Here is a 21,081-nt window from a genome sequence, read left to right as displayed (position 1 = left end):
GGGCTTTATGTTTGGCTTATCATGTTTAGATGGGGACAATTACTTAAAGATTAAGATCATCTCACAAGCTGTGCAGTGACACTCAGATCCACATAATATGCAGATATAATCGGGGTGCTCTTTCGTATCATTCCATCTATTAGGGTACTCTTTAATCAATACCCCCCCTGCTTTGGTAAAGTAGTTAACCGCAGAATTATTAGGACTATCTTTCCAGAGATGACTTATACCCGCTTTTGCGCCTTGATATTTTGTTGCAGCAATTGATGCTTGTAAAAGCTTTCCGCCAATGCCAACGCCTCTATGCTCCTTTGCAACGGTATTACATTTAAAATAGCAGACTTTATCGGGTTCCACTCCCCATGCATCAGGTAAGCACCAATTGTCGGGCTGCCAATTACCAGGTGCATAGGTCAATCTAAAACCAACTAATTCATTATTGAGAAGAGCCACAAAATTGGCATTTATCTCATTCTTTATTCCTTTTTTGTAAAGGGATTGCATTAATTGGAGATCAAGGTAGCCATCGCCATGGACTTTATTGCCTAAGGCTATTACATCTTCAAAATGTTCTGGGGCTAATGCTTCTATCATCACTTTGTCCTTTTTTTGATTAAGCTAAACAAAATAGAGATAGATGTATAGTGATTTGTTAATCCACTTTAACACCTTAACCATAAAATAGATGGAGCATATGTTAATAACACGTTACCATTTGAGCTTTGTGTTAATTGAAGGAATAAGCCAATGGAGCAACTCCCTAAAGAGGAGACTGGTGTCCGTTTTCAAAAAATAATCAATTCGCCAATCAATCTATTGCTTGGTAGCTTCCTGTCACTGCGCAGCTACTATCAAAAAATGGTAAGTTTACTTAAACGGTTAACACTTGCTCAGAAACTCTATCTGTTTGCGCTATTGCTATTAATGTCACCTGATTACCTTGGATTAGTGGTCATTATTACCGTAGTGGCACTGACGTTAGAGTTTTGGCCACTGTTCGAACGTGTCTGGCATAGCTTGTCAGGTAAAGCTGTGTTGTTGCTTTTTTATGCCGTAATCGCAAACTTTGCAATAGCCGGAGCGGCCTCTGTTGTTAATGAAGTTGTAGGCGTTTCAACTACTCACTTCTCATATACACATAATTTTGCCATTTTGCTTTATCTACCGGCTTGGGTAATTGCAATGACGGCATTGGCGATACTCTTACTCCAAATTGCTGTTCCCATTTATCTTGTCTTTTTACTTATGCTGAAACCTTTTGGGGTTAAAGGGCTTAGGTTAACCAACCATAACCATTTTCGGTTTTCAACCATGCTAGTACGTGTGATATTAGCTTCAATTGTTCTTTATCATTTAGTCTTACTCGTTAATTTAGATAATGAACTCAGTGATGAAGTCGCCTTTACCGAAGAGAGTGATGCAGTTGCTGTTGCTGTTGCTGAAAATGTTCACAATCAATTAATAGAATCTTTTAATCAAACAGAGGGATTACCCGTCGAATTGAGCTCAATGAGTGATAACTTGTCCATTGGTTTATCTCTTTCTTCAGAAGAGACTAAAAAATCAAATGAAGAACTATATGAAAATGTACGTTCTGACTATGAAAAAGTAGTGCGTAATCTTATCGCTATATTCGCTTTTCATCTAGAGTCTGATACGAAATCACGGTGTGAAATGGAACAAGATACCAACGTGGTGGAGCTCAATGATTATGAGATCTTAGAGATAAAAGAGGACCTTGAAGCTGATTATGGTTACAGTTTTGTGGTAAAAAAATGCATATCTCCCGCATTTCCAGCAGTGAACTAGGAGGCTCACTGCTCATAAGCCTGGATCACCAAGGGATCTTATTACCTAGATAATCAAAAAAGCCACCGTTATCAGTACTGCTTAACTCACTGATCACTTGCTTTAAACCCGCTGCTGACTCATTGGTATCTATGAGTCCATTTGGGCCACCCATCTCTGTTCTAACCCAGCCAGGATGTAGCGCAACAACCTTAACGCCGTATGATTTAAGGTCTAGCGAAAGGCTCTTTACAACACTGTTTAACGCTGCTTTCGATGAACGGTAGATATAGGCTCCGCCGCTGCTATTATCTGACATGCTTCCCATTTTAGACGAGATGGCCACATAAGCTGCATCTTGTGCCTGTGTTAAATGAGGTAAAAAAGCTTCGGCTATTTTTAAAGGCGCAATGGTATTTATCTCTATCACTCTGCGCCACTCTTCGACATCGGTGTCGCCAAAACTTACCCCTTTCGGACCATAGTAACCCGCGTTATTGATCAAAAGATCGATGGGAATATCGGCAAGAGAGTCAGCTAACAGTTTAACTGCATGATAATCAGTAACATCGAGTTTTGAGAGTGTTAATGACTCGTACTTGGCTTGTAATTGTATTAACTCATCGGCTTTTTCAGGCTGACGACAACACGCATTGACTGCCCAACCATCTTTCAAATATTGCTCTACCAGTGTTAGTCCTATGCCACGATTTGCACCTGTGATCAAAAGGTGTTTTTGCATTACACTATCCTTCAGTTAGCGTTAATTGGCGAAAAACAATTCGCTTAATTTTGCTTGGCCTTATTATTCGCCAGAAACTCATTAATTAGAGTTGAAAGCTTATCATGAAAATGTTCTTCAAATTCATCTAGTTCACATTTAAAATGAGCTAAATATTGAGAGGCTTTATCACGAGATAGCAGCTTACTGTCAACAGAGTATTCCATCTCAGCTAAGGACTTATCGTAACGTGGAAGAGGTAACCATTTGATAAAATCGGAGTCGATTTTTTTTAGTTCTTGGTGAGAAAAGCGGCAAAAAGATTCAATATGATCTAAGCCATCAGGCCCAAGGCAACCAGGTTCAACTCTGCATAAAACGGTCAGTTTTTTCTCTTTTGGTAACTCAGTTGACATCTATTGTATTAACTCATTACTCAGGTTTGATCATAATTATAACCTGTTTTAACAAAAAATAACCTAAAAGCAGCCTTTGTTTACAGGCTTAAAGATTATAAAGGTAGGCTCCGGCATTGAATACCCAATCAGAAATTATTGAGTACATACAAGAACAGTTTTCCTGTAGCAAAGTCATTAAGTTAGAGAAAATTCAGACGCTCTGGAGCGGTTATGGTGAGATCTCAAGATACCAAGTAATGGTGCAAGATGGTGCTAAAAACATCATAGTAAAATCAATTGTACCACCTAACGTTCCTACGCACCCAAAGGGCTGGCAGGGAGATGTTTCTCATCTGAGGAAGATAAAATCATACCAAGTAGAAGCAAATTGGTATCAAGACTATGCCTCAACTTTAAGTAGAGCTAGCCAGGTTCCACACTGTTTTGGGGTAAAATCCTTTGCTATTGATCACCCAAGACATGAATCGAGCATCATACTGTTAAGCGATCTTGACGCTTCTGGCTTTAGTGTGCGTAAACAGCATCTATCTGTTGATGAAAGTAAGGTTTGTATAAAATGGTTAGCCATTTTTCATGCCAATAACCTTCAAGATAATCATCTAGCTAGTTGGCCTAAAGGTCTATGGGCTACAGGCTCCTACTGGTATTTAGCGACTCGTCAGAATGAGTATCATGCCATGCAAGAGTCAAATGTAAAATCTGCAGCATATAAATTGGATGACAAACTTAATCGCTGCCGATTTAAGACGATAATCCATGGAGATGCAAAAGTTGCTAACTTCTGTTTTTCAGCTGATCTTAGCAAGGTTGCGGCTGTTGATTTTCAGTATGTTGGGGCGGGCTGCGGCATGAAAGACTTAGTGTATTTTATGGGAAGTTGTTTAAGTGAACATGATTGCCAAGAAAGTTACGAAGAACTGTTGGAGTACTATTTTTCACAGCTTAGCGCTGCTCTTCAAAGTAGACTTGACTCCTGTGAAATTATTGAAGAGTGGCGCCCTCTCTTTTTTGTGGCTTGGGCGGACTTTCAACGCTTTCTGTTAGGTTGGTCTCCTGAACATCATAAAATAAATGATTTTAGCTCAGCGATAACACAAAGAGGGATCAGTTTAGTTAACTAGTTCAAACTTGCAGCTTTTCTTATTGAATAGGCGTTACAGCTAAGTTTTAACACTGAATTTTTCCAGAATTGTTACACAACCAAGTAACGAGCCGTGTGATAGTAAGCTAAACTAGATTTAGAAGAGAGTTATCAGATGAACGCAAACAGGCCTTACGCCACAAGTGTTAACTAACACAGTTTTGCAGGATCATAGCTCTCTTTTTTATTTGAAATTGATAGTCAGTTGACGAGTTATGACTACTCTTCCCTTTCTGTATTTTTAAATTTTGCTTCAGCGATTAAGTTATCAATAGCTTGATCGAAACTTTCAAACTTCTCATCTTCCATATAGATCTTTAGCTTAGCAATAATATCTTTACTCAACTCGATGTGAGATTTTTTCTGCCGCTTCTTTATCTGAGATAACTCTTTACGAACCATACGCCAACCATGATCGCTAAAATACTCATTTAGGTTGTTATTAAGCTCCTTTAGTGAAGCTAATAACGGCTCTGAATTTTTTCTTAACTGGGTGACTTTTTGGAGTAATGGTATCAGGGCAATATATTTTAAATTCCTGTTTGCATCATCTTCAGCAATACTACTTAAAAACCATTCTGTTTTTTTCATTACCTCCTCAGGATGAACTAAACGAAATATAAGTGGTAAAGCGATGGTCAACTCATTTGGCTCCAACAGTAAAAGCTTTCTTCCTGCTTTAGGTGCATCACCTTGATATATCCACGCTTGCTTATGATCCATTATGTTCTCGCTATATGTTAATTGATAGGATCATAATTCATAACCCTATTTCCTATCTGACTCTATAGCTTCAATATTACTTAAACCTATATTATGGTGCAACCATTTAATTGTCATCTGTCTCAGCTAAATATTCAGTATAGAAAAGCTGAATAATATCTTGATGTTCTATCGACTCTCCATTCTCACTTACCATATAAAATGGTGTAACCATAGATTTAAAGTAAATATTTACCAGCATGGGAATACATCAGAACAGAATCTGAGTAGCCCGATAAATAGACAGATATATATCCATCAACAGAAAATAAAAGTTATATACATTCTGGCTGTTCATTTTATATACCGATAATGATGACCGGGTATATTAGTTTGTTTATATCTAATACTGGCCTAATTAATGGAAAAGCCTAATTGAGAGTTTATCCAGAAAAGCATGCTTATCATTACTGCTCTTTAAAGTATCAATTTGTTGTTTTTTTATTTAATCGATACTCTACCAGTGATAATGACGATTATCACTGGTAGGTATTAAGTAATTAAAGGTATAATTTAAGGTGATTACCACTAATATTTTAGGGAGCCATCTCTTTACCGTTTGTTTTTTAGGCGGATAAGTTTGTATCATGCATGAATAAAATGACCCCCTTTCAAACAGGTTCCCTGTTAAGTCGGCCGGCTAATACAGAAGAAAAGCAGTTTTATGAGGAGCGGGAGCTGCCGCTCTCAATCTTAGACGATTACAAAAGTGCTGCGAGTGAAACCGAGTACGAGATCTCTGCAAATACACGTAGAGCCTACACCTCCAGTTTTTCGCTATTTTCAAATTATTGTAGCGAGCATAGGTTAAATACCTTACCAGCAGATCCCAGAACAGTTATCTCATTTATTGGTTATCAAAAAGAGTTGATCCAATCACGAAGTGGAGCACAACTTTCTCGGCAAACCTTAACTAGTCGCTTAGCTGCTATTCGTTATTTTCATATTCAAGCTGGATATCATTCTCCAACAGAACACCCGCTTGTCATCAGAGTGATGCGTGGCTTAAGTCGAAATAAACAGCGAACAGTATCTGATTACGATCAACAACCTATTATGTATGATGAGCTTGAGATGTTACTCAATGTGATTGAACTGCAGCCACATGCGATCACGAGAGCACGAGATAAAGCAATTATTCAATTAGGGTTTCAAGGTGGATTTCGTCGTTCAGAATTGGCAGACATTCGGGTGAATCATTTGAGTTTTTTAAGGGATAAGTTAAAAGTTAGACTCCCCTACTCCAAGAGCAATCAACAGGGACAAAGAGAGTGGAAGAATCTTCCTCAATCTGAGCCTTTTGCTGCTTTTGATGCCGTTAAACATTGGTTAACTGTTTCAAAAATTCAAGATGGACATCTGTTTAGATCGCTAACCAGAGACGGCAGGCAGGTGAGAGATTATAGTGTTGCAACTCAAGGTATAGAGAGTAAAAAGAGAAACTCCGGATTTCTTCGTGGAGATGATATTTACCAGATGATCAGAAAATACTGCACTAAAGCGGGACTTAGCCACGAATTTTATGGTGCTCATAGTTTACGAAGTGGCTGCGTAACTCAGCTTCATGAAAATGATAAAGATCACCTCTATATTATGGCAAGAACTGGTCATACAGATCCACGTTCGCTCAAGCATTATCTCAAACCAAAAGACTAGCTTTGTCTAAAAACTATTGCCCTTTTACTGAGAAAATATTTGATTCATTTTCATCCCGATAAAATGGTGCAACCATTATATCTTGGTTTAAATTCTTTTTACCTTGGTCACACAAGTAGAAGATAGCGAATAATCTAAATGATTAAAAATAAAACAATTGTAGAAGAAAAAAGCGAAGCTTGATCAGCTTCGCTTATATTGCTAATCATTAACCAGCTATAAAAAGCTAATGTTTCTGCAAGTACTGATCAACACTCGCCTGTTCTCGATTTTTCAACTGTACACAGTTTTTTACCTTCTCATTCAACTTGGCCAAGCTGCGTGTAAACTCGGGAGAATCTTTAAGTTTTGGTTGAAAGAATAGGTTGGTTTTATCGAGTGCGACTAAATCACAACCATCGCCTGCATAGTTCGGCAGTTTTGCAACGGAAAATGGAGGTAACTTATTTTTTACTGCAGCATAGTTGTTATATAACCAAGTTCTAAAAATCTCTTTTCTTGCTTGAGTATAGCTCTGACCATACATAATATAGCCAAGATCAGGAGAGTTTAACTTGTTTGTTAAACTATAATCCAGTATCTGTTTTTGCTGCTTCTCTTCGGCAACAAATCCCAGTGCATACATTAATTGTGTTCTCTTTTGTGGATTCTTAGTCGTTTCAAAGACTGTTTTAAACTTTTGTATTAATTCATTATCTCCATAATACACAGCTATTTGTAATTGAGTTCCAATGAGATAAGCATCAAATGACTTACTACCATCAAGGTAATCTAGACTGGCTTTTTTGGCTGCTGCGATAATCGTTTTGTTCTTACCTTCAAAGGCTAAAATTGAGATAAGACTAGGACGCAACTTGCTGATTGCTATGCTCTCTCCTTCAATTGCCACTTCGCCATATTTATTAATCGCACTGCGAGCTTTTGTGCTAATAAACTTAGCCCAATTAGCTTCGTTTGATTGATCAACAAAAGTAGCTTTCTGGATCTGCAGGTAACTTAATGCTGATGAAACAACCTGCGGATGTGCATCGTCAACAAATTCACCAAGAATGGAGAGTAACTCACCGGCTGTAATGAATCCGCCTGCAAGTAGTGCGTCTGCTGAAGATATTAACGCTTTACGCTCCCTGTCGGTGAGCACATTTTTTGCGTTTTTTAGTAAGTTATTTAGTTGCTTATCACCTAATAACCATCGGTAGTAACCCATTCCATCCGCATCTGGATATACCCAATCTGGAGTAAATTGAAGCTTTATCTGTTTGTTTTTACTATCAAGTAGTACTGTTTCAGTGATCTGTTTATCCCCTTTCCCATATTTGATTGAGACAGGTACTACCCACTCCTGGCTTGATGCTTGACTGCCAGCAAATACAAAACGTTCCTGAGAAAGATTCAAGTTATTACCACTGACCTTGACCATAATAAGCGGGTATGATGCTTGTTCTATAAATGTACTTAGTACTTGAGCAACATCTTTACCTGAAGCCTTAGATAAGGCATTCCAAAGATCATCTGCACTGGTATTTTTAAAAGCATGATCTTTAATATATTGACGGATCCCTTGTTTAAAATCCTCCTCACCAATCCAGTTCTCAACCATAGATAGTACTGCAGATCCTTTGCTATAAGCTAAGCCCAACCCGTCCATAATATCGGCTTCAGTGTTAATAGGCTTACGGATCGGTTTAGTAGAGAGTCGCGCATCCATACTCATGACTCTGTTTTTAGATAGGTTTAAATGCGACTCAAACTCAGGGTGTAACTCGTGAGTAACTTTAGCGGCCATCCAACTTGCAAATGCTTCATTTAACCAAAGATCGTTCCACCATTTCATGGTAACAAGGTTACCATACCATTGGTGTGCCAGCTCATGGGCGATAACAGATATAGATGAACGTTTAGTATTTTGATTTGCCACAGCTTCGTCTAGAAGCAGGATATCTTCACGGTAAGTGACAAGCCCTGCATTTTCCATAGCACCGAAAGGAAATTCAGGTAAAGCAACAGAGTCTAGCTTCTGATAAGGGTAATCAACACCAAAGTAGTTCTCTAAACGCGCTAAAATGGCAGGCATCTCTTTAACGGCATACTTTGCAAGCTCTACTTTTCCTTGTGTGGTGATCACATTACCGGGGATCTTCATCCCTTCAACAGGAATGGACTCAAACTTACCCACAGCGTAAGCGATTAAATAAGAAGATAATGGCTTAGTCTGCGCAAAATGATGAGTTTTTTGGCTCCCATTAATCTTAGTGCTAACCAAGGGAGTATTGCTGTAAACTTTCTCATCATATGGCGCTGTTATGCTAATCTGGAATGGGATTTTATATTCTGGTTCGTCGAAAACCGGAAAACTTCTACGAGCATCACTCATCTCAAATTGCGTAAAAAGGTAAGGCACGCCGGCATCAATGGTTTTGTATAGACCCACTGATTGACGATTATAAGGTGCGGTAAAATCGAGACGTAGCTGATAATCACCAGGGTAAATGTCTGTATCACAAATAAGATTGACGATGCCGGTATCTAACATCTTAGCGGACATATCACAGTGGCTATCGCCTGTTAATTTAATGTTTTTTGTCGTGTAATCAACACCGTTTATCTGGATTATTTTAGTTTTTTTAAGTACTTGTATTTGTATATTTGTACTGCCTGAAAAATCATCTTTATGGGGATCTAGGACTAAACTTACCGCCTGAGAAATAGGTTTCGCGTGTTTATTGAGCACAAACTGCTCTGCATGCAGTTGGCTACAGCTAAGTAATGCTGCTGTGATTAGGCTTGTGGCCATAACTCGATACATATCTATTCCTTTATTCTTTTATTCTTTTATTGAACATTTTTAATGTTAAACAGCCAAGAGCACACCATCTGGTTAGACAATTGAGCCCAGAAATAATTTGGAATACAAGTGTGTTTGCTTAACAAGTCGCGGATGATTTTAACAAGTCACACATAACCATTGCTATAGTCTTTGGGGCTATTTACTCTTGATTGTCTATCGTTGGCAGCCTTGCTATTCAGAACTAGAAAGTGAAGTAAATAAGAGTATGTATCAAACATTTGATAATTAAAGGTTTAATTGTTAATTATCATGTTTCTGTTCCCCTGTTCTATTTGAAGATTAAAATGGCCTGTTACACTTTATTGTCATCGTTTTAGTGCTAACGGGATGCTCAAAAGTAAGTAGAGATGCATGTAACATTAGACGACTGGTCATAAAAAATGCTTCGTCGGTGGCATAGAGGTCACAGCCCAATATAGGATGGCCTAAGTGTTTGCTATGGAGTCTAAGTTGATGAGTTCGCCCAGTTATTGGCTCAAACTCAACCAGTGAAACAGCTCTTTCCCCTGCCCTGTGATCATCTACATAGAAGCTATCTTGTGCAGTTTGAGTGAACCTTGATAACACTTCATATTGAGATTTTGCTGGTTTGCCTGTCCGATTACACAGTCTCATTAATGGAAAGTTTTCCGTATCCTTTGCTATGCCAATATCCACGATTCCTGAGTCGTTCTCTACAGTTCCCTGTAGTAATGCTGTGTAACGCTTGCTGACTCGACGCTCGCTAAACTGCTTACATAGTAATGCGTTAATCACCTTATTCCTAGCCAAAACCATAATACCTGAGGTACCAAAGTCTAGTCGGTGTATCAGGGTGCACCCGGGATAGATCTTAGCTAAACGATGGTGAACAGAATCAATATTTAACGGGTGCTTACCCGATAGACTCAGCAAACCACTAGGCTTATTGATCACCAAGATATGCTCATCTTCAAAAAGTATCTGGATCTCATCTAGACATAGAGGGACGATAAAGGGATCTGCTTGTGGTTGCATAGGTAAGCTTATAGTGACTTTAAGGGCTTAATCATATAGAAAAATCACTGTCGAAAATAGTGTAAAGCTTCAGCTCTATCACTCGTTAACATTGATAATTTTCTATAGAAGGTATTTTAAACGAATGGCTTTTTGTTGCTGTACTATAATGATCTAAACATCTATTTTCATCAGTTATTATATAGATAGGTATAAAGGAACTCGAAAATATTAACATTGTATCCTTCAACGTAGGAAATATATGCAGATTATAAAACGAGTGTTGTTTGTACTCTTGTTACTCTCAATCTGGCCTATTGCAAATGCAGAGGTTGAGTCGAATATAACCCTCTCCGCAGATGATATTAGCCCGAGTGATGTATATGTTAGAGCAAGGGTGATTGAGCAGCAGCTTTTGACATTTGATCCTGAAGGAACACGTTTTACAAAGACCCAAACTCCCCCTGCTTATTCGGTTGAAAATGCTCAGCCTAGGGAGGTTTTTTTTCTTGCTAAATCTCTGAATTTTAGTGCCAAAAAACTTAGCCTTAACCATACAAACAAAAAACTTGGACGAAGTTTCGCCATCCATGTATATCGCAATCAACCACTTCATGTTTATCGAGTGTTAAATGAGGCTCTAAAATCGATTCAAGCCACACAAAATACGCTTTCAATAGTTGAATTTAAAGAGAATATCCCGAAGGTACAATCATCGCCTACCCAAGTATATAATAAGATACTAAGAAACAATCGGCTTTTGTCTATATTAAATCAAGATAAAATTCAGCCCCAAGACGTGATTAAGGTCGTCGATCATTGCTATGTTTTAAGTCAGTTATTATTTGAAAAACCGTCTGCAACTCAAGCTAGTGCAATTGCTGAAGATATACCCCAATATAAAACTCCAACGGATGTATTTGCCCATCTCGTGAAAACGTTAAAAATGCTAAAAAGGTACACTGAGTCAAATTTTGGTTTGCTGAGTATGGAGATAACGGCATCAAAGATAGAAAGAGAGATTGAACCTTCTGATGTACTAGACCTTGCTATGACACTCAACGCGCAACTCACCTACCTTGCCTACCAACAGAAAATAAAAGTACCAATCACAAACATCGATCGACAAGGTGTTAGCCCCAGCCTTGTATTTCATATTGTTAGTAAAATACAAAGGACACTTGAGCAGGAACAGCCTTGAATCTACGGGATAAATTGTTGCTTTAGACAACTTGAGTAAGTATTTAGATACAATAGCCTTTCATCTCCCTGATCAACTTTATCATCTGACCTATACTCAAGAATACTCGGTGATTATTTATTGATAAATACAGGGGATCCCATGAAAACAGCCATTGCTTGTTTAGGCCTACTCCTCTCATCTACTTTAGATGCCATTGAAGTAGAGTATTCTGATCATGTTTTTGTCCCTGGCCATCAAAGCTTACAGTACTGGCTGCTTCCCTCTCCTGTTCCGACACCCGCAGATAACCCACAAACAAGTGAGAAAATAGCACTCGGAAAAATGCTCTTTTTTGACCCAAGATTGAGTGGTGACAGTAACATGTCCTGTGCAACTTGCCATAACCCCATGTTAGCTTGGTCTGATAGCCAAAGTGTGGCATTAGGATATAGAAGCCAAAAATTAACACGCGCAACCCCACCGATTATCAATGTTGCCTACAATCATCTGCAGATGTGGGATGGCCGACTACGTACCCTTGAAGAGCAAGCTCTAGCTCCTATGGAGGCACAACTTGAGATGCATGCAAATCTCGATGAAAAAATAGCACTTTTGCAAAGTATTGAAGGCTATGTTGAAGCATTTAGCCTTGCCTTTCCTGATGAAGCCATTAGTAAACAAACTATGGCAAAGGCGATAGCCAGTTTTGAGCGCACAGTGATCAGTGACAGTTCAAACTTCGATGCTTGGGTGAAAGGAGATAAAAATGCACTAACAAGAGTTGAGATTGAAGGGTTTAAACTGTTCATTAATCCACAAAAAGGCAACTGCTCTGTCTGTCACAGTGCGCCCAACTTTACTGATGATGGATTTCATAACATAGGGCTGGCTTCATTTGGTGATAAACACCCCGATCTAGGTCGATACAAGCAAAGGCCACTGAACTTAATGAAGGGCGCCTTTAAAACGCCAACTTTAAGAGATGTCGCACTCTCTGCCCCCTTCTTTCATGACGGCTCTGCTGCAACATTAACCCAAGTCGTTAAGCACTACAGTGACGGTGGTGTAGTTAAAACGAATCTATCCCCTAATTTCAAAGCGAATCAACTCTCAGAAGATGAGATCAGCGCTATTGTTGCTTTTCTAAATGCACTCACAAGCCCACACGAACCTATACAACTACCTAAACTGCCTCAATAATCGGAGATAGTAATGAGACGAATAACTCTACCTATTCTACTTTTAAGCATGACGTCACACATAAGTCTGGCTGAAGAGTATGTGGTATCACAAAAAAACAAATCATTTAGCGAAGATAAGATATCAATCAATGTAGGAGATACTGTTCACTTTTTGAATGAAGATCCCTTTTTTCACAACATTTTTAGCTTATCAGATGAGCAGTTCTTCGATCTTGGCTCCTACCCAAAGGATGAGAGTCGGTCAGTTGTTTTTGATACTCCTGGCGTCATTGAAGTCGAATGTGCCATCCATTCAAAAATGTTTCTATTGATTGAGGTAAAGAAAAGTGAAAATAAGTAACGTATTTATATTAATAGCTTACCTATTATTGACCTCATCGATGACCATTGAAGCTAAAAACTTAGACAGTGGGGCTGAGATATACTCTGACAGGTGCGTACTTTGCCATGGAAATAAAGGGATGGGGGATGGTTATATTCCCATGAGGCTTAAGGGATATCCTCAAACCAGTCTATTTGAATCGCCTAAAGCAACCGACAAAACCGCTTTGGTTAAAGTTATCAGCAAAGGTGTACTCATCGACACCGTAAATGAATATATGCCTCCATGGGAGAGTGAGCTAACTGAGGAGCAGATATCAGACTTGGCTGACTTTGTGAGCTATTTAAGGTCGGATACAGAAAATGCGTTAATTATGCTCGAAAAACACACCAGAAAACTGGATAAAACGGTTAGAGATGGCAGGGTCATATTTGAGACTCGATGTGCCCTATGTCATGGAAAGCTAGGTCTCGGAGATGGACGTATGGCAAGGATCATAAAAAATCCACCACCAGCTGATTTAACAAAAAGCATTTTAACACCCCACCAAATGGGGCTTATTATCAAACTTGGAGGACAAGAGGTTGGTCGCTCTCCTAAAATGCCCCCTTGGGGAGATTTTATGACTGACAACGAAGTGAACGCGGTTGTGGACTTTATCGATACCCTAAAAGATTAGCCATAATGCAACTTCTCAAAGGAATTTACCTGTTTACCTTTAAGAACAAAGTTGTTTTAGCTTCAAGTATTACCCTTCTATCTTTTATTGTTATCGGCGCTTTTACTACCTACTCTCTTCTTAAACTTAAGCAGGAGTTTGAAACACTCTTCACCATCTCTGAATTACGAACTCGGGTGATTTTCCAAGCCCACAATTCAGTGTTAAATATGGAGTCTGAGCTTATAAAGCTGGTTATCGCAGATGAAAAAAAGCAGATCAGAAAGTCATCAGTCGCTTCTATTCGCGCAACAGCTCTATTAGATGAGTCATTACAACAACTACAACTTGAGTTACCCAACAACCAAACCGTCAATACACTTTCTAGAAACTTAAATGAAATAAAACCTTTTAGAATGAAGATTATTGGCTTAGCCAAATCAAATCGAGATCAAGAAGCCCTAAAAATCATCGATGATATCGCCCCTATCACTGCTCTCATAGGTGAAGATCTAAATAAAATTATCATACAAGATAGGAAGGAGTTGAATCTATTATTCAATGACTATAAAAATTCAGAGATAACTATTCTTTTAATTTTTAGCATCATTATCGCCCTTGCCGTCATATTATTAATCGTCGCCAATGCTAACTTACAAAAGACGAAAATGGCGTTAAATAAACTAAATCACCAACTAGAGCATAAGGTGAAATCGAGAACGGAACAGCTAGAGCGCTCCTACAATGAGATAGAAAATACGTTAGAACAGTTGAAGATAACCCAAAGCCAACTTATTGAATCGGAGAAGATGGCATCTTTAGGTGGATTAGTCTCAGGCATATCTCATGAGCTCAATACCCCTATTGGAGTCTGTATTACATCGGGATCATTTCTCATTGATTCTACCTCTATCTTTGAAAAAAGGTTTCTTGAGGGGCTGATAGATGAAACAGATTGCCAAGAGTATATCGAAGTTAACAAAGAGAGTATGGCGCTTATTTTATCAAATCTGAATAAATGCTCTGAACTGATCCAGTATTTCAAAAAGATCTCTACTCAACAAACATCTGAAGAACCTGAGCTATTTTATATTAAGCAATATATTGATGAGACGGTACTCTATACCAGAACGCACTTTAAAGAGACTCATAGTAACATCAAGGTAAATTGCTCAGATACACTTCAAGTGAAGCTCGTTATTGGTGTGCTCAACGAGATCATCATGAACCTAGTGATGAACTCACTACAACATGGCTATGACAAAATATTGGATGAACCCGTTGAAGTGAATATTGAGGTCACTAAAAGTGACAATAGGGTCAAGATACGCTATTGGGACTCGGGTAAAGGGATAAACAAAGCTGACATAGATAAAGCATTTGAGCCCTTTTATACAACCAAAAGAGGCGAAGGTCGAAATGGTTTAGGGCTCACCATTGTGTACAACTTAGTTAGGCACTCACTTAATGGCAAAATTGAATGCCTGTATAATGAAAACAATCAGATGCAATTCGTCATAGAGTTTCCTGACAATATCTAGCTAGCTTATTTGTGGCTTAATCTCTTTTTGATAATACACCAGTTCACAATCGCCTAAAGGATCGTGATGCATCGCTTTTTTAAGAAATTTCATCCCAAGTTTTTCCATAATTTTAATAGAGCTGATGTTCTCCTCAAGTGCGATAGCTGAAATATACTGAACATGCTCAGAATTCGTTACCACCTCCATCACTGCTTGTGCAGCTTCAGTAGCGATACCTTTCCCCCAGGCTAATTGCTTAAATCGCCAACCTAATTCCAGATTATTCCATTGTGGTGACTCACTGAAAAACTCCAGTGGCCTGACTAAGATCCAACCAAGAAATTGCTCAGACGCAGATAACTGCTCTGCACTATTACTGTTCGGCTTGATAGAGACTTTCCACATCCCCCAGCCCTTAGAGATATCAGCATAACTTTCGAGTCGAGGAATAAAAATTTCTCTGATCTCTTGCATCGAAGTCAGTTCTCCCCCATTGATATGGCGCATCACTTCACTGTCTTGATCAAGTTCAAAGAGAAGCTGTGCATCATTAGCGGTCATAAAGTCATAGGTGAGTCTTGCCGAATCTGAGATATTCATGAGTTATCCAAGTCATTTAAGATAAACCTGAAGCTTCAGGCTAAAGATGAGTCTTTTATACTAAATGAATAAGGCTATCTGTCCACCAGCAATATAATTGTCATCATAAGTAGCTAAACAAACGCTTATGATTAGTGTTGAGAAATGTATTCACTGAATATGCAGGGTTTATTCATATTGAAAAGTATAACCCCGAGATATTTTTAACCAAAATGAATAATCAAGAATAATTAGTCAGTTAAAATATAAAAAAGCAGAGCCATAGGCTCTGCTTATAGGGAGATCGAGAATATTTAGTAGCTTGCAGTCAGCTGCAATCCGCTATACGCCGAATAACCTCTTAACATCACATGGTAGGTGCCTGCTTGAGATACATTGATTGAACAAGTCTCATTGTTGCCATTTCGATAAGGGCGACAATCATAACTGCCAGTCGTAGGCGCACTACCCGCTTTAACATAAAGATCAGCATCACCACTACCACCGCTAGTGGTCACAGTAAGCTGAGAGTTAGCCGGAACATCTATGGTGTAAAACGTCTCAGAAAGCCTTGCTCCACTGAGGTTAGTCTCAGGTACGCCATTTTCTAAACAAGCGCCACTTGTACATCCGCCTCCACCAGTTGAGAAGCTTGCAGTGAGTGTTGCGTTGCTATAGCTAGAGTAACCACGAACCATGACATACCATTTACCCGCTGCTGGAGCCGAGAAATCACAAGACTCATTGTTACCGTTCTTGTATGGACGACATTGATATTGAGTTTGTGTTGGTTGAGTTCCCTGCTGAACATAGATATCTGCATCACCTGAGCCACCGGCAAGGTTGACAGAAAGGCTGGTCGCTCCCGCTGGAACATCAATGAAGAACATGGTCTCAGAACCTGTTCCACCATTAACTGTTACTCCTTGATTGTTGGTCAGCTCAGTGTCGCCACCTGGACAATCGTTACCACACCCGCCACCATCGCCAGCAAGCGAGTAAACAAGCTTATTTGGTGAACCCGATCTTGCATCAGATATCTTGCCACTTGATGAGCGTGATGAGAGCAAAGATTCAATTTGAGTTGGCGTCGAACTTGGAGACTCATCAAGGTAAAGTGCTGCAACACCTGCGACATGAGGCGATGCCATTGACGTTCCACTAATGGTATTGGTCGCTGAGTTTGAATTGTACCAAGCTGACTTGATACTAGAACCTGGTGCATAGATATCTAAACAACTACCATAGTTAGAAAAACTTGAACGTGAATCACTACTTGTCGTTGAACCGACAGTGATTGCATCTGCAGCTCTTGCAGGCGAGTAGTTACAAGCGTTGCTGTTATCGTTACCCGCAGCAACCACAAAGGTGATCCCAGCGGCCACAGCTGAATTAACGGCATCATCGGTAGCCTGTGATGCACCACCACCTAAACTCATATTAGCAACCGAAGGACCTTGAGCATTATTCTTAACCCAGTTAATACCCGCAATCACGCCAGAGTTACTACCTGAGCCTGAACAACCTAACACTCGAACGCCAACCACGTTCACATTCTTTGCCACACCATATGTTGAACCACCTATAGTGCCAGCAACATGGGTACCATGTCCGTTACAGTCAGTTGCATCATTATCATTGTCAACAAAGTCATAGCCACTTGACGCTCGGCCACCAAACTCATTATGGGTGTTTAATACACCTGTATCGACAACATATGCGGTCACTCCGCTGCCATCAAAATCATAATGGTAATTACTATTTAACGGTAGATCTCGCTGATCGACTCTATCTAAACCCCAAGTTGCACCACTTTGATCACCGGCAATATCGACCATAGGGTTAATAGACATGATTTGATCTTGCTCTATGTATTTCACATTTGGATCTTGTTGCAATGCTTTTAACTGCTCTTTATTCGCTTGCACCAAAACACCATTAAGTGAATTACCAAAGTTTCTTTTTACATTTACGTTATACCGATTCTCTAATGAATTACCTTGCTGAATAGCAAAACTCTCCACAGACAAACTATCGGATAAGTTTAAAACGCTAGGGGTATTAAATACGACGATATAATTATCTTTAATAGCTCGTGATTGTTCGACCTCAATCATTTGAGCTTGATAAGCATCAGCATTTACAGCACTTGATGAAATTACTGCAGCAATCGCTACTGCTATCAATTGTTTCTTATGCATGTGTTACTCCATTTATTATAATTTTGCCTTAAGGCACAATTAACCTAGAGCATTATTTAATCATTGTGAACAAGAAGAGAACAAATAAAACCTGCCGCGTTATCAAAGTGTAAAATCATATTTACAAATAACACTTTATTACTTTAGTAAAATAACCGAAATGCTTACCTAATATGTCAATATTTCTACCACTGTCATTTTTTTGAAGGGGAAAATATAACTATAAAATAATTCATGTAACTACTTGTAATTAGATGAATTAATATTTCAGCACAAAGTAATACATAGTGATTTAATACAAGTTTTATAATCAAAAAATATAATTTACATGTAAATTATTTGGCGTAACCTGTAAAACTTAAGTATTAAACTTGATGTTTTATATGATCAATGAGCAAGTAAATAGTTTGTTATATCAATATTCAGTAAGGGAATAATATATGTATGTATTGACTGTGATCAAGTAGTCAATATTACTTATGAGTATAACGGTGGGACAAATTAAAACACATTATGACAAAGTCATGTTGGTAGTTTCTTGCTTATATCATCACTTCTGGTGGTTATTAAATCTGTCATAAATGGGAAAAAAATTAACCGTGATGGTAGCACTATTAAAGAAGTAATAGGAATGTGGAATAAAACCCTTGAGTAAAATTATCCTGCAATAAAAATTGCTTTATTGCAGGATAATGAATGAGTCAATATAGACTGTAAAACACGTTAGTTTTACTTACCCCAAGGGTTTTTAGGATCTTGGGAAGGCTTAGGTCGATTATCGTTAGTTCGGGTTTTATACGCCCCATCATAAACCTTCTTGCCATAACCTTTGCTCTTGTTTGCTTTCATCGCTTCATAATCGGCAGTCGCTTTAGCACGCATTTGCTCAATAAGCTCTATCGTTAATGTTTCTGGTTTACGTGGCACAATACCATCGGCAAAACCTCTTTCCCGCGGCTTAAGTTCAAACTGCGCACTACTTCCCTTTGGCATACGCTTAAAACGATAAAGATAAAAGCTTTCAACTCGTTCACGTGCCCACTCCGTTTTTTTTAGAAACTTAAGGCAAGCTTCATGTGAAGGGTTGATGTTAAAGCACTCTAACCGTAAGGCTGCATATAAGATCTTCCAGTCATAAAAATCGACTAGTTCAGTAAGCATTACTTCGAGTTTAAGTCCGTGCAGTGGATTATTCTTTTGCTCTTCAATCATGAGATAGGTATTGGAAGCTGGAGTGTAAAATGCATTTTATACTAAGCCGCTTTGAACTTACATCAATAAGATTTGAATATGCAGATTTGGGTTTGTTGTCTCAGTCATGTAATGTCTACCTACTAACCGCCTTAAGGACTGGTTTAGGTGGTTGGTTAATCAGTTTTGGATAATCAGCTAAGGAATCAGCTATGACCAAACAACTAAAAGCGGTCACCTACAGGATGACCAACACAAGCCCCTACCCTGAAACGACGTTAGCGAGCTTTATTACTCGGAGCAAAAATAAAGAGGTAGGTATCACCTTCTCTGGTGGAGGCACGCGCAGTGCTTGTTGCACATTAGGCCAACTTAAAGCACTCCATGACTCCGGTCTAATCAACAAAGTTAAGTATATCTCAAGCGTATCTGGTGGGGCGTGGGCAGCTATCCCCTATACCTTTATCAGTGAAATGCAACTTGAGCGATTTTGGGGTGAAATCTTACCACCTGAAGATATCACCTTAGAAAAAATTGAGTCACCGGCACCTATGCACAGCCTGCAATACAGTATCACTCACTCAGCCGTTGTTGGCCGACTCATTAAAGCAGGTTTTAAAGGCTATGGTGATGAGAGCTTTGCCCATGTATTAAGCCAAGTGTTTTTAAAACCATTTAAGTTAGATAGCGCAGATCAGAGCTTTAGTTTTGATAATGCCTCAGTTGAGAGTGCTTGTGCCATTAACCCTCAAACACTCACACCTGAAGATTTTGTTACCTCAAGGGAAGACTCCCCTTTTCTCATTGTAGGTGCGACACTACAAAGCCCAGATGGAGTTAACTTCAATCAAAGTTATCCAGTGGAGTACACACCTTTGTACAGCGGCATCAAACAACACTTTCTTGATGATGACTGGTTCAGTGCTGATGATAACTTTGGCGGCGGTTATATCGACTCCTATGGTTATGACTGTATTGGCCCCTATAAGATAGTGACTCAAGGGGGTAAAACCATTTTCAGTGTTAAGCGTGCCCCAAAAAAAGGACTCGACTTTACCAATGAACGTGCATTTTCATTGGCAGATATTATGGCCAGCACTGGCGCAGCGCCACAAGAGGTTACTGAGTTTCTAGGCTTAAAATCTTTAGGTTTCCCTGAGTTTAATCATATCCCGATACACACAGCAGAAGGAACCGAGCGTTTGGGTGAGGAGTATAGTCACTCAGATGGTGGGCACAGTGAAAACTTAGGTATCATGCCATTGCTGGCCCGTGGCGTTAAACGTATCTTTGTATTTATCAATACCAAGAAAGCCTTTATGCCTGATAAGAAGTTGTCTAAACCCGATAGAGCTGCAAGTAAGAAAATTGACAAAACAGATCTCAATCGCTCAGTTAAAGCCCTGTTTGTTCCCCTCAGAAATTGGCACAGACTGTCTAAGTTTTCCGATAACTTGGTATTTAAAGGCGGAGAAGCGCCACTGTTGGAATTGATCGAGTTATTGGCAGAGAAAGTAGACAGCAAGGCTAATGGCAATCCAGCAAAGCAGGCCCTGTTTGCGACTCAAAAGTTAACCACGATAGAAAATCATAAGTTCGGGGTTAAAGCTGATCAAGAAGTTGAGATCACTTGGATTTATAACCAGCGTTCCCAAGAATTCGAAAATGCCCTCAAAGATAAGAGATTAAAGGAGCACCTTAAAGAGCAAGATCAAGACGATTGGGATCCCCATGGCCTTGATAACTTCCCTCACTATGACACCTTTATGGAAAATAGTGGCGTCATAAAACTCACACCATTACAGACAAACTTGCTTGTGTCTCACTCACATTGGGTAGCAAGTAAAGCCATCGCATCAAATTAACGTATGCCATGCCGCCCATATTGATGGGCGGCATGTATTAATCGTCA

At 39.2% G+C, this 21,081-nt stretch carries 18 protein-coding genes; 9 read left to right on the top strand and 9 right to left on the bottom strand.

Annotated elements, in window-relative coordinates:
- Nucleotides 1-39: 39 nt before the first annotated feature.
- Nucleotides 40-594, bottom strand: a complete 555-nt coding sequence (locus tag SWOO_RS12225; RefSeq protein WP_012325009.1) for a GNAT family N-acetyltransferase — start codon at nt 592-594, stop codon at nt 40-42.
- A 153-nt stretch (nt 595-747) separates the two neighbouring features.
- Between SWOO_RS12225 and SWOO_RS12220 the strand changes: the two genes are divergently transcribed.
- Nucleotides 748-1,809 carry a hypothetical protein gene (locus SWOO_RS12220; protein ID WP_012325008.1) on the top strand — a complete coding sequence of 354 codons (1,062 nt, stop codon included), beginning with the start codon at nt 748-750 and terminating at the stop codon, nt 1,807-1,809.
- Between the two features lie 25 nt (nt 1,810-1,834).
- On the opposite strand, the gene SWOO_RS12215 is transcribed toward SWOO_RS12220, so the two are convergent.
- Both SWOO_RS12215 and SWOO_RS12210 read right to left on the bottom strand, forming a co-directional pair.
- Entirely contained in the window at nt 1,835-2,530 is a 696-nt protein-coding gene (locus SWOO_RS12215; protein ID WP_012325007.1) for an SDR family oxidoreductase, read from the bottom strand.
- 44 nt (nt 2,531-2,574) lie between these two features.
- Nucleotides 2,575-2,925: a hypothetical protein gene (locus SWOO_RS12210; RefSeq protein WP_012325006.1), complete on the bottom strand. Its 351-nt coding sequence runs from the start codon at nt 2,923-2,925 to the stop codon at nt 2,575-2,577.
- A 116-nt stretch (nt 2,926-3,041) separates the two neighbouring features.
- Here SWOO_RS12210 and SWOO_RS12205 point away from each other — a divergent pair, with 116 nt between their 5' ends.
- Complete coding sequence (locus tag SWOO_RS12205) at nt 3,042-4,049, top strand: oxidoreductase family protein (RefSeq protein ID WP_012325005.1); 1,008 nt, start codon at nt 3,042-3,044, stop codon at nt 4,047-4,049.
- Between the two features lie 239 nt (nt 4,050-4,288).
- Here SWOO_RS12205 and SWOO_RS12200 read toward each other — a convergent pair whose 3' ends face one another.
- Entirely contained in the window at nt 4,289-4,792 is a 504-nt protein-coding gene (locus SWOO_RS12200) for a hypothetical protein (RefSeq protein WP_012325004.1), read from the bottom strand.
- A 639-nt stretch (nt 4,793-5,431) separates the two neighbouring features.
- Here SWOO_RS12200 and SWOO_RS12195 point away from each other — a divergent pair.
- Nucleotides 5,432-6,487: a tyrosine-type recombinase/integrase gene (locus SWOO_RS12195; RefSeq protein ID WP_229377394.1), complete on the top strand. Its 1,056-nt coding sequence runs from the start codon at nt 5,432-5,434 to the stop codon at nt 6,485-6,487.
- Between the two features lie 226 nt (nt 6,488-6,713).
- On the opposite strand, the gene SWOO_RS12190 is transcribed toward SWOO_RS12195, so the two are convergent.
- Both SWOO_RS12190 and SWOO_RS12185 read right to left on the bottom strand, forming a co-directional pair.
- Complete coding sequence (locus tag SWOO_RS12190; RefSeq protein WP_012325002.1) at nt 6,714-9,293, bottom strand: M1 family metallopeptidase; 2,580 nt, start codon at nt 9,291-9,293, stop codon at nt 6,714-6,716.
- 321 nt (nt 9,294-9,614) lie between these two features.
- Nucleotides 9,615-10,331: an RluA family pseudouridine synthase gene (locus SWOO_RS12185; RefSeq protein WP_012325001.1), complete on the bottom strand. Its 717-nt coding sequence runs from the start codon at nt 10,329-10,331 to the stop codon at nt 9,615-9,617.
- Between the two features lie 241 nt (nt 10,332-10,572).
- On the opposite strand from SWOO_RS12185, the gene SWOO_RS12180 reads away from it, so the two are divergent.
- From SWOO_RS12180 to SWOO_RS25520, 5 genes are all read left to right on the top strand, one after another.
- Nucleotides 10,573-11,511: a hypothetical protein gene (locus SWOO_RS12180; protein WP_012325000.1), complete on the top strand. Its 939-nt coding sequence runs from the start codon at nt 10,573-10,575 to the stop codon at nt 11,509-11,511.
- 141 nt (nt 11,512-11,652) lie between these two features.
- Nucleotides 11,653-12,693: a cytochrome-c peroxidase gene (locus SWOO_RS12175; RefSeq protein WP_012324999.1), complete on the top strand. Its 1,041-nt coding sequence runs from the start codon at nt 11,653-11,655 to the stop codon at nt 12,691-12,693.
- A gap of 12 nt (nt 12,694-12,705) precedes the next feature.
- On the top strand, nt 12,706-13,035 hold the full coding sequence (locus SWOO_RS12170; protein ID WP_012324998.1) for a cupredoxin domain-containing protein: 330 nt from the start codon (nt 12,706-12,708) through the stop codon (nt 13,033-13,035).
- Nucleotides 13,022-13,696 (top strand): c-type cytochrome, encoded by a 675-nt coding sequence (locus SWOO_RS25525; protein WP_012324997.1) that lies wholly within the window; start codon nt 13,022-13,024, stop codon nt 13,694-13,696. The genes SWOO_RS12170 and SWOO_RS25525 overlap by 14 nt, the downstream gene beginning before the upstream one ends.
- 5 nt (nt 13,697-13,701) lie before the next feature.
- Nucleotides 13,702-15,216: a sensor histidine kinase gene (locus SWOO_RS25520; RefSeq protein ID WP_012324996.1), complete on the top strand. Its 1,515-nt coding sequence runs from the start codon at nt 13,702-13,704 to the stop codon at nt 15,214-15,216.
- On the opposite strand, the gene SWOO_RS12155 is transcribed toward SWOO_RS25520, so the two are convergent.
- The 3 genes from SWOO_RS12155 to SWOO_RS12145 form a co-directional block, all read right to left on the bottom strand.
- Nucleotides 15,217-15,798 (bottom strand): GNAT family N-acetyltransferase, encoded by a 582-nt coding sequence (locus SWOO_RS12155; RefSeq protein WP_012324995.1) that lies wholly within the window; start codon nt 15,796-15,798, stop codon nt 15,217-15,219.
- Nucleotides 15,799-16,091: 293 nt separating this feature from the next.
- On the bottom strand, nt 16,092-17,978 hold the full coding sequence (locus tag SWOO_RS12150; protein WP_012324994.1) for a S8 family peptidase: 1,887 nt from the start codon (nt 17,976-17,978) through the stop codon (nt 16,092-16,094).
- 729 nt (nt 17,979-18,707) lie between these two features.
- A complete protein-coding gene (locus tag SWOO_RS12145; protein ID WP_012324993.1) occupies nt 18,708-19,190 on the bottom strand; it encodes a VF530 family protein in 483 nt (160 codons plus the stop codon).
- Nucleotides 19,191-19,381: 191 nt separating this feature from the next.
- Here SWOO_RS12145 and SWOO_RS12140 point away from each other — a divergent pair, with 191 nt between their 5' ends.
- Complete coding sequence (locus SWOO_RS12140; RefSeq protein ID WP_012324992.1) at nt 19,382-21,034, top strand: hypothetical protein; 1,653 nt, start codon at nt 19,382-19,384, stop codon at nt 21,032-21,034.
- Nucleotides 21,035-21,081: the final 47 nt, after the last annotated feature.

The sequence above is a fragment of the Shewanella woodyi ATCC 51908 genome, from assembly GCF_000019525.1.
In the GTDB taxonomy this organism is placed as follows: domain Bacteria; phylum Pseudomonadota; class Gammaproteobacteria; order Enterobacterales; family Shewanellaceae; genus Shewanella; species Shewanella woodyi.
The sequence above is the reverse complement of the archived record's forward strand: the minus strand, read 5'-3'. Positions and strand labels throughout refer to the sequence as shown.

What these genes read in the sequence shown, in the direction of transcription:
- SWOO_RS12140 (WP_012324992.1), top strand. Translation starts at nt 19,382, where the DNA reads ATGACCAAACAACTAAAAGCGGTCACCTACAGGATGACCAACACAAGC.
- SWOO_RS12170 (WP_012324998.1), top strand. Translation starts at nt 12,706, where the DNA reads ATGAGACGAATAACTCTACCTATTCTACTTTTAAGCATGACGTCACAC.
- SWOO_RS12225 (WP_012325009.1), bottom strand. Translation starts at nt 594, where the DNA reads ATGATAGAAGCATTAGCCCCAGAACATTTTGAAGATGTAATAGCCTTA.
- SWOO_RS12155 (WP_012324995.1), bottom strand. Translation starts at nt 15,798, where the DNA reads ATGAATATCTCAGATTCGGCAAGACTCACCTATGACTTTATGACCGCT.
- SWOO_RS12190 (WP_012325002.1), bottom strand. Translation starts at nt 9,293, where the DNA reads ATGTATCGAGTTATGGCCACAAGCCTAATCACAGCAGCATTACTTAGC.
- SWOO_RS12195 (WP_229377394.1), top strand. Translation starts at nt 5,432, where the DNA reads ATGACCCCCTTTCAAACAGGTTCCCTGTTAAGTCGGCCGGCTAATACA.
- SWOO_RS12145 (WP_012324993.1), bottom strand. Translation starts at nt 19,190, where the DNA reads ATGATTGAAGAGCAAAAGAATAATCCACTGCACGGACTTAAACTCGAA.
- SWOO_RS25520 (WP_012324996.1), top strand. Translation starts at nt 13,702, where the DNA reads ATGCAACTTCTCAAAGGAATTTACCTGTTTACCTTTAAGAACAAAGTT.
- SWOO_RS12185 (WP_012325001.1), bottom strand. Translation starts at nt 10,331, where the DNA reads ATGCAACCACAAGCAGATCCCTTTATCGTCCCTCTATGTCTAGATGAG.
- SWOO_RS12220 (WP_012325008.1), top strand. Translation starts at nt 748, where the DNA reads ATGGAGCAACTCCCTAAAGAGGAGACTGGTGTCCGTTTTCAAAAAATA.
- SWOO_RS12215 (WP_012325007.1), bottom strand. Translation starts at nt 2,530, where the DNA reads ATGCAAAAACACCTTTTGATCACAGGTGCAAATCGTGGCATAGGACTA.
- SWOO_RS12150 (WP_012324994.1), bottom strand. Translation starts at nt 17,978, where the DNA reads ATGCATAAGAAACAATTGATAGCAGTAGCGATTGCTGCAGTAATTTCA.
- SWOO_RS12180 (WP_012325000.1), top strand. Translation starts at nt 10,573, where the DNA reads ATGCAGATTATAAAACGAGTGTTGTTTGTACTCTTGTTACTCTCAATC.
- SWOO_RS12210 (WP_012325006.1), bottom strand. Translation starts at nt 2,925, where the DNA reads ATGTCAACTGAGTTACCAAAAGAGAAAAAACTGACCGTTTTATGCAGA.
- SWOO_RS12175 (WP_012324999.1), top strand. Translation starts at nt 11,653, where the DNA reads ATGAAAACAGCCATTGCTTGTTTAGGCCTACTCCTCTCATCTACTTTA.
- SWOO_RS12200 (WP_012325004.1), bottom strand. Translation starts at nt 4,792, where the DNA reads ATGGATCATAAGCAAGCGTGGATATATCAAGGTGATGCACCTAAAGCA.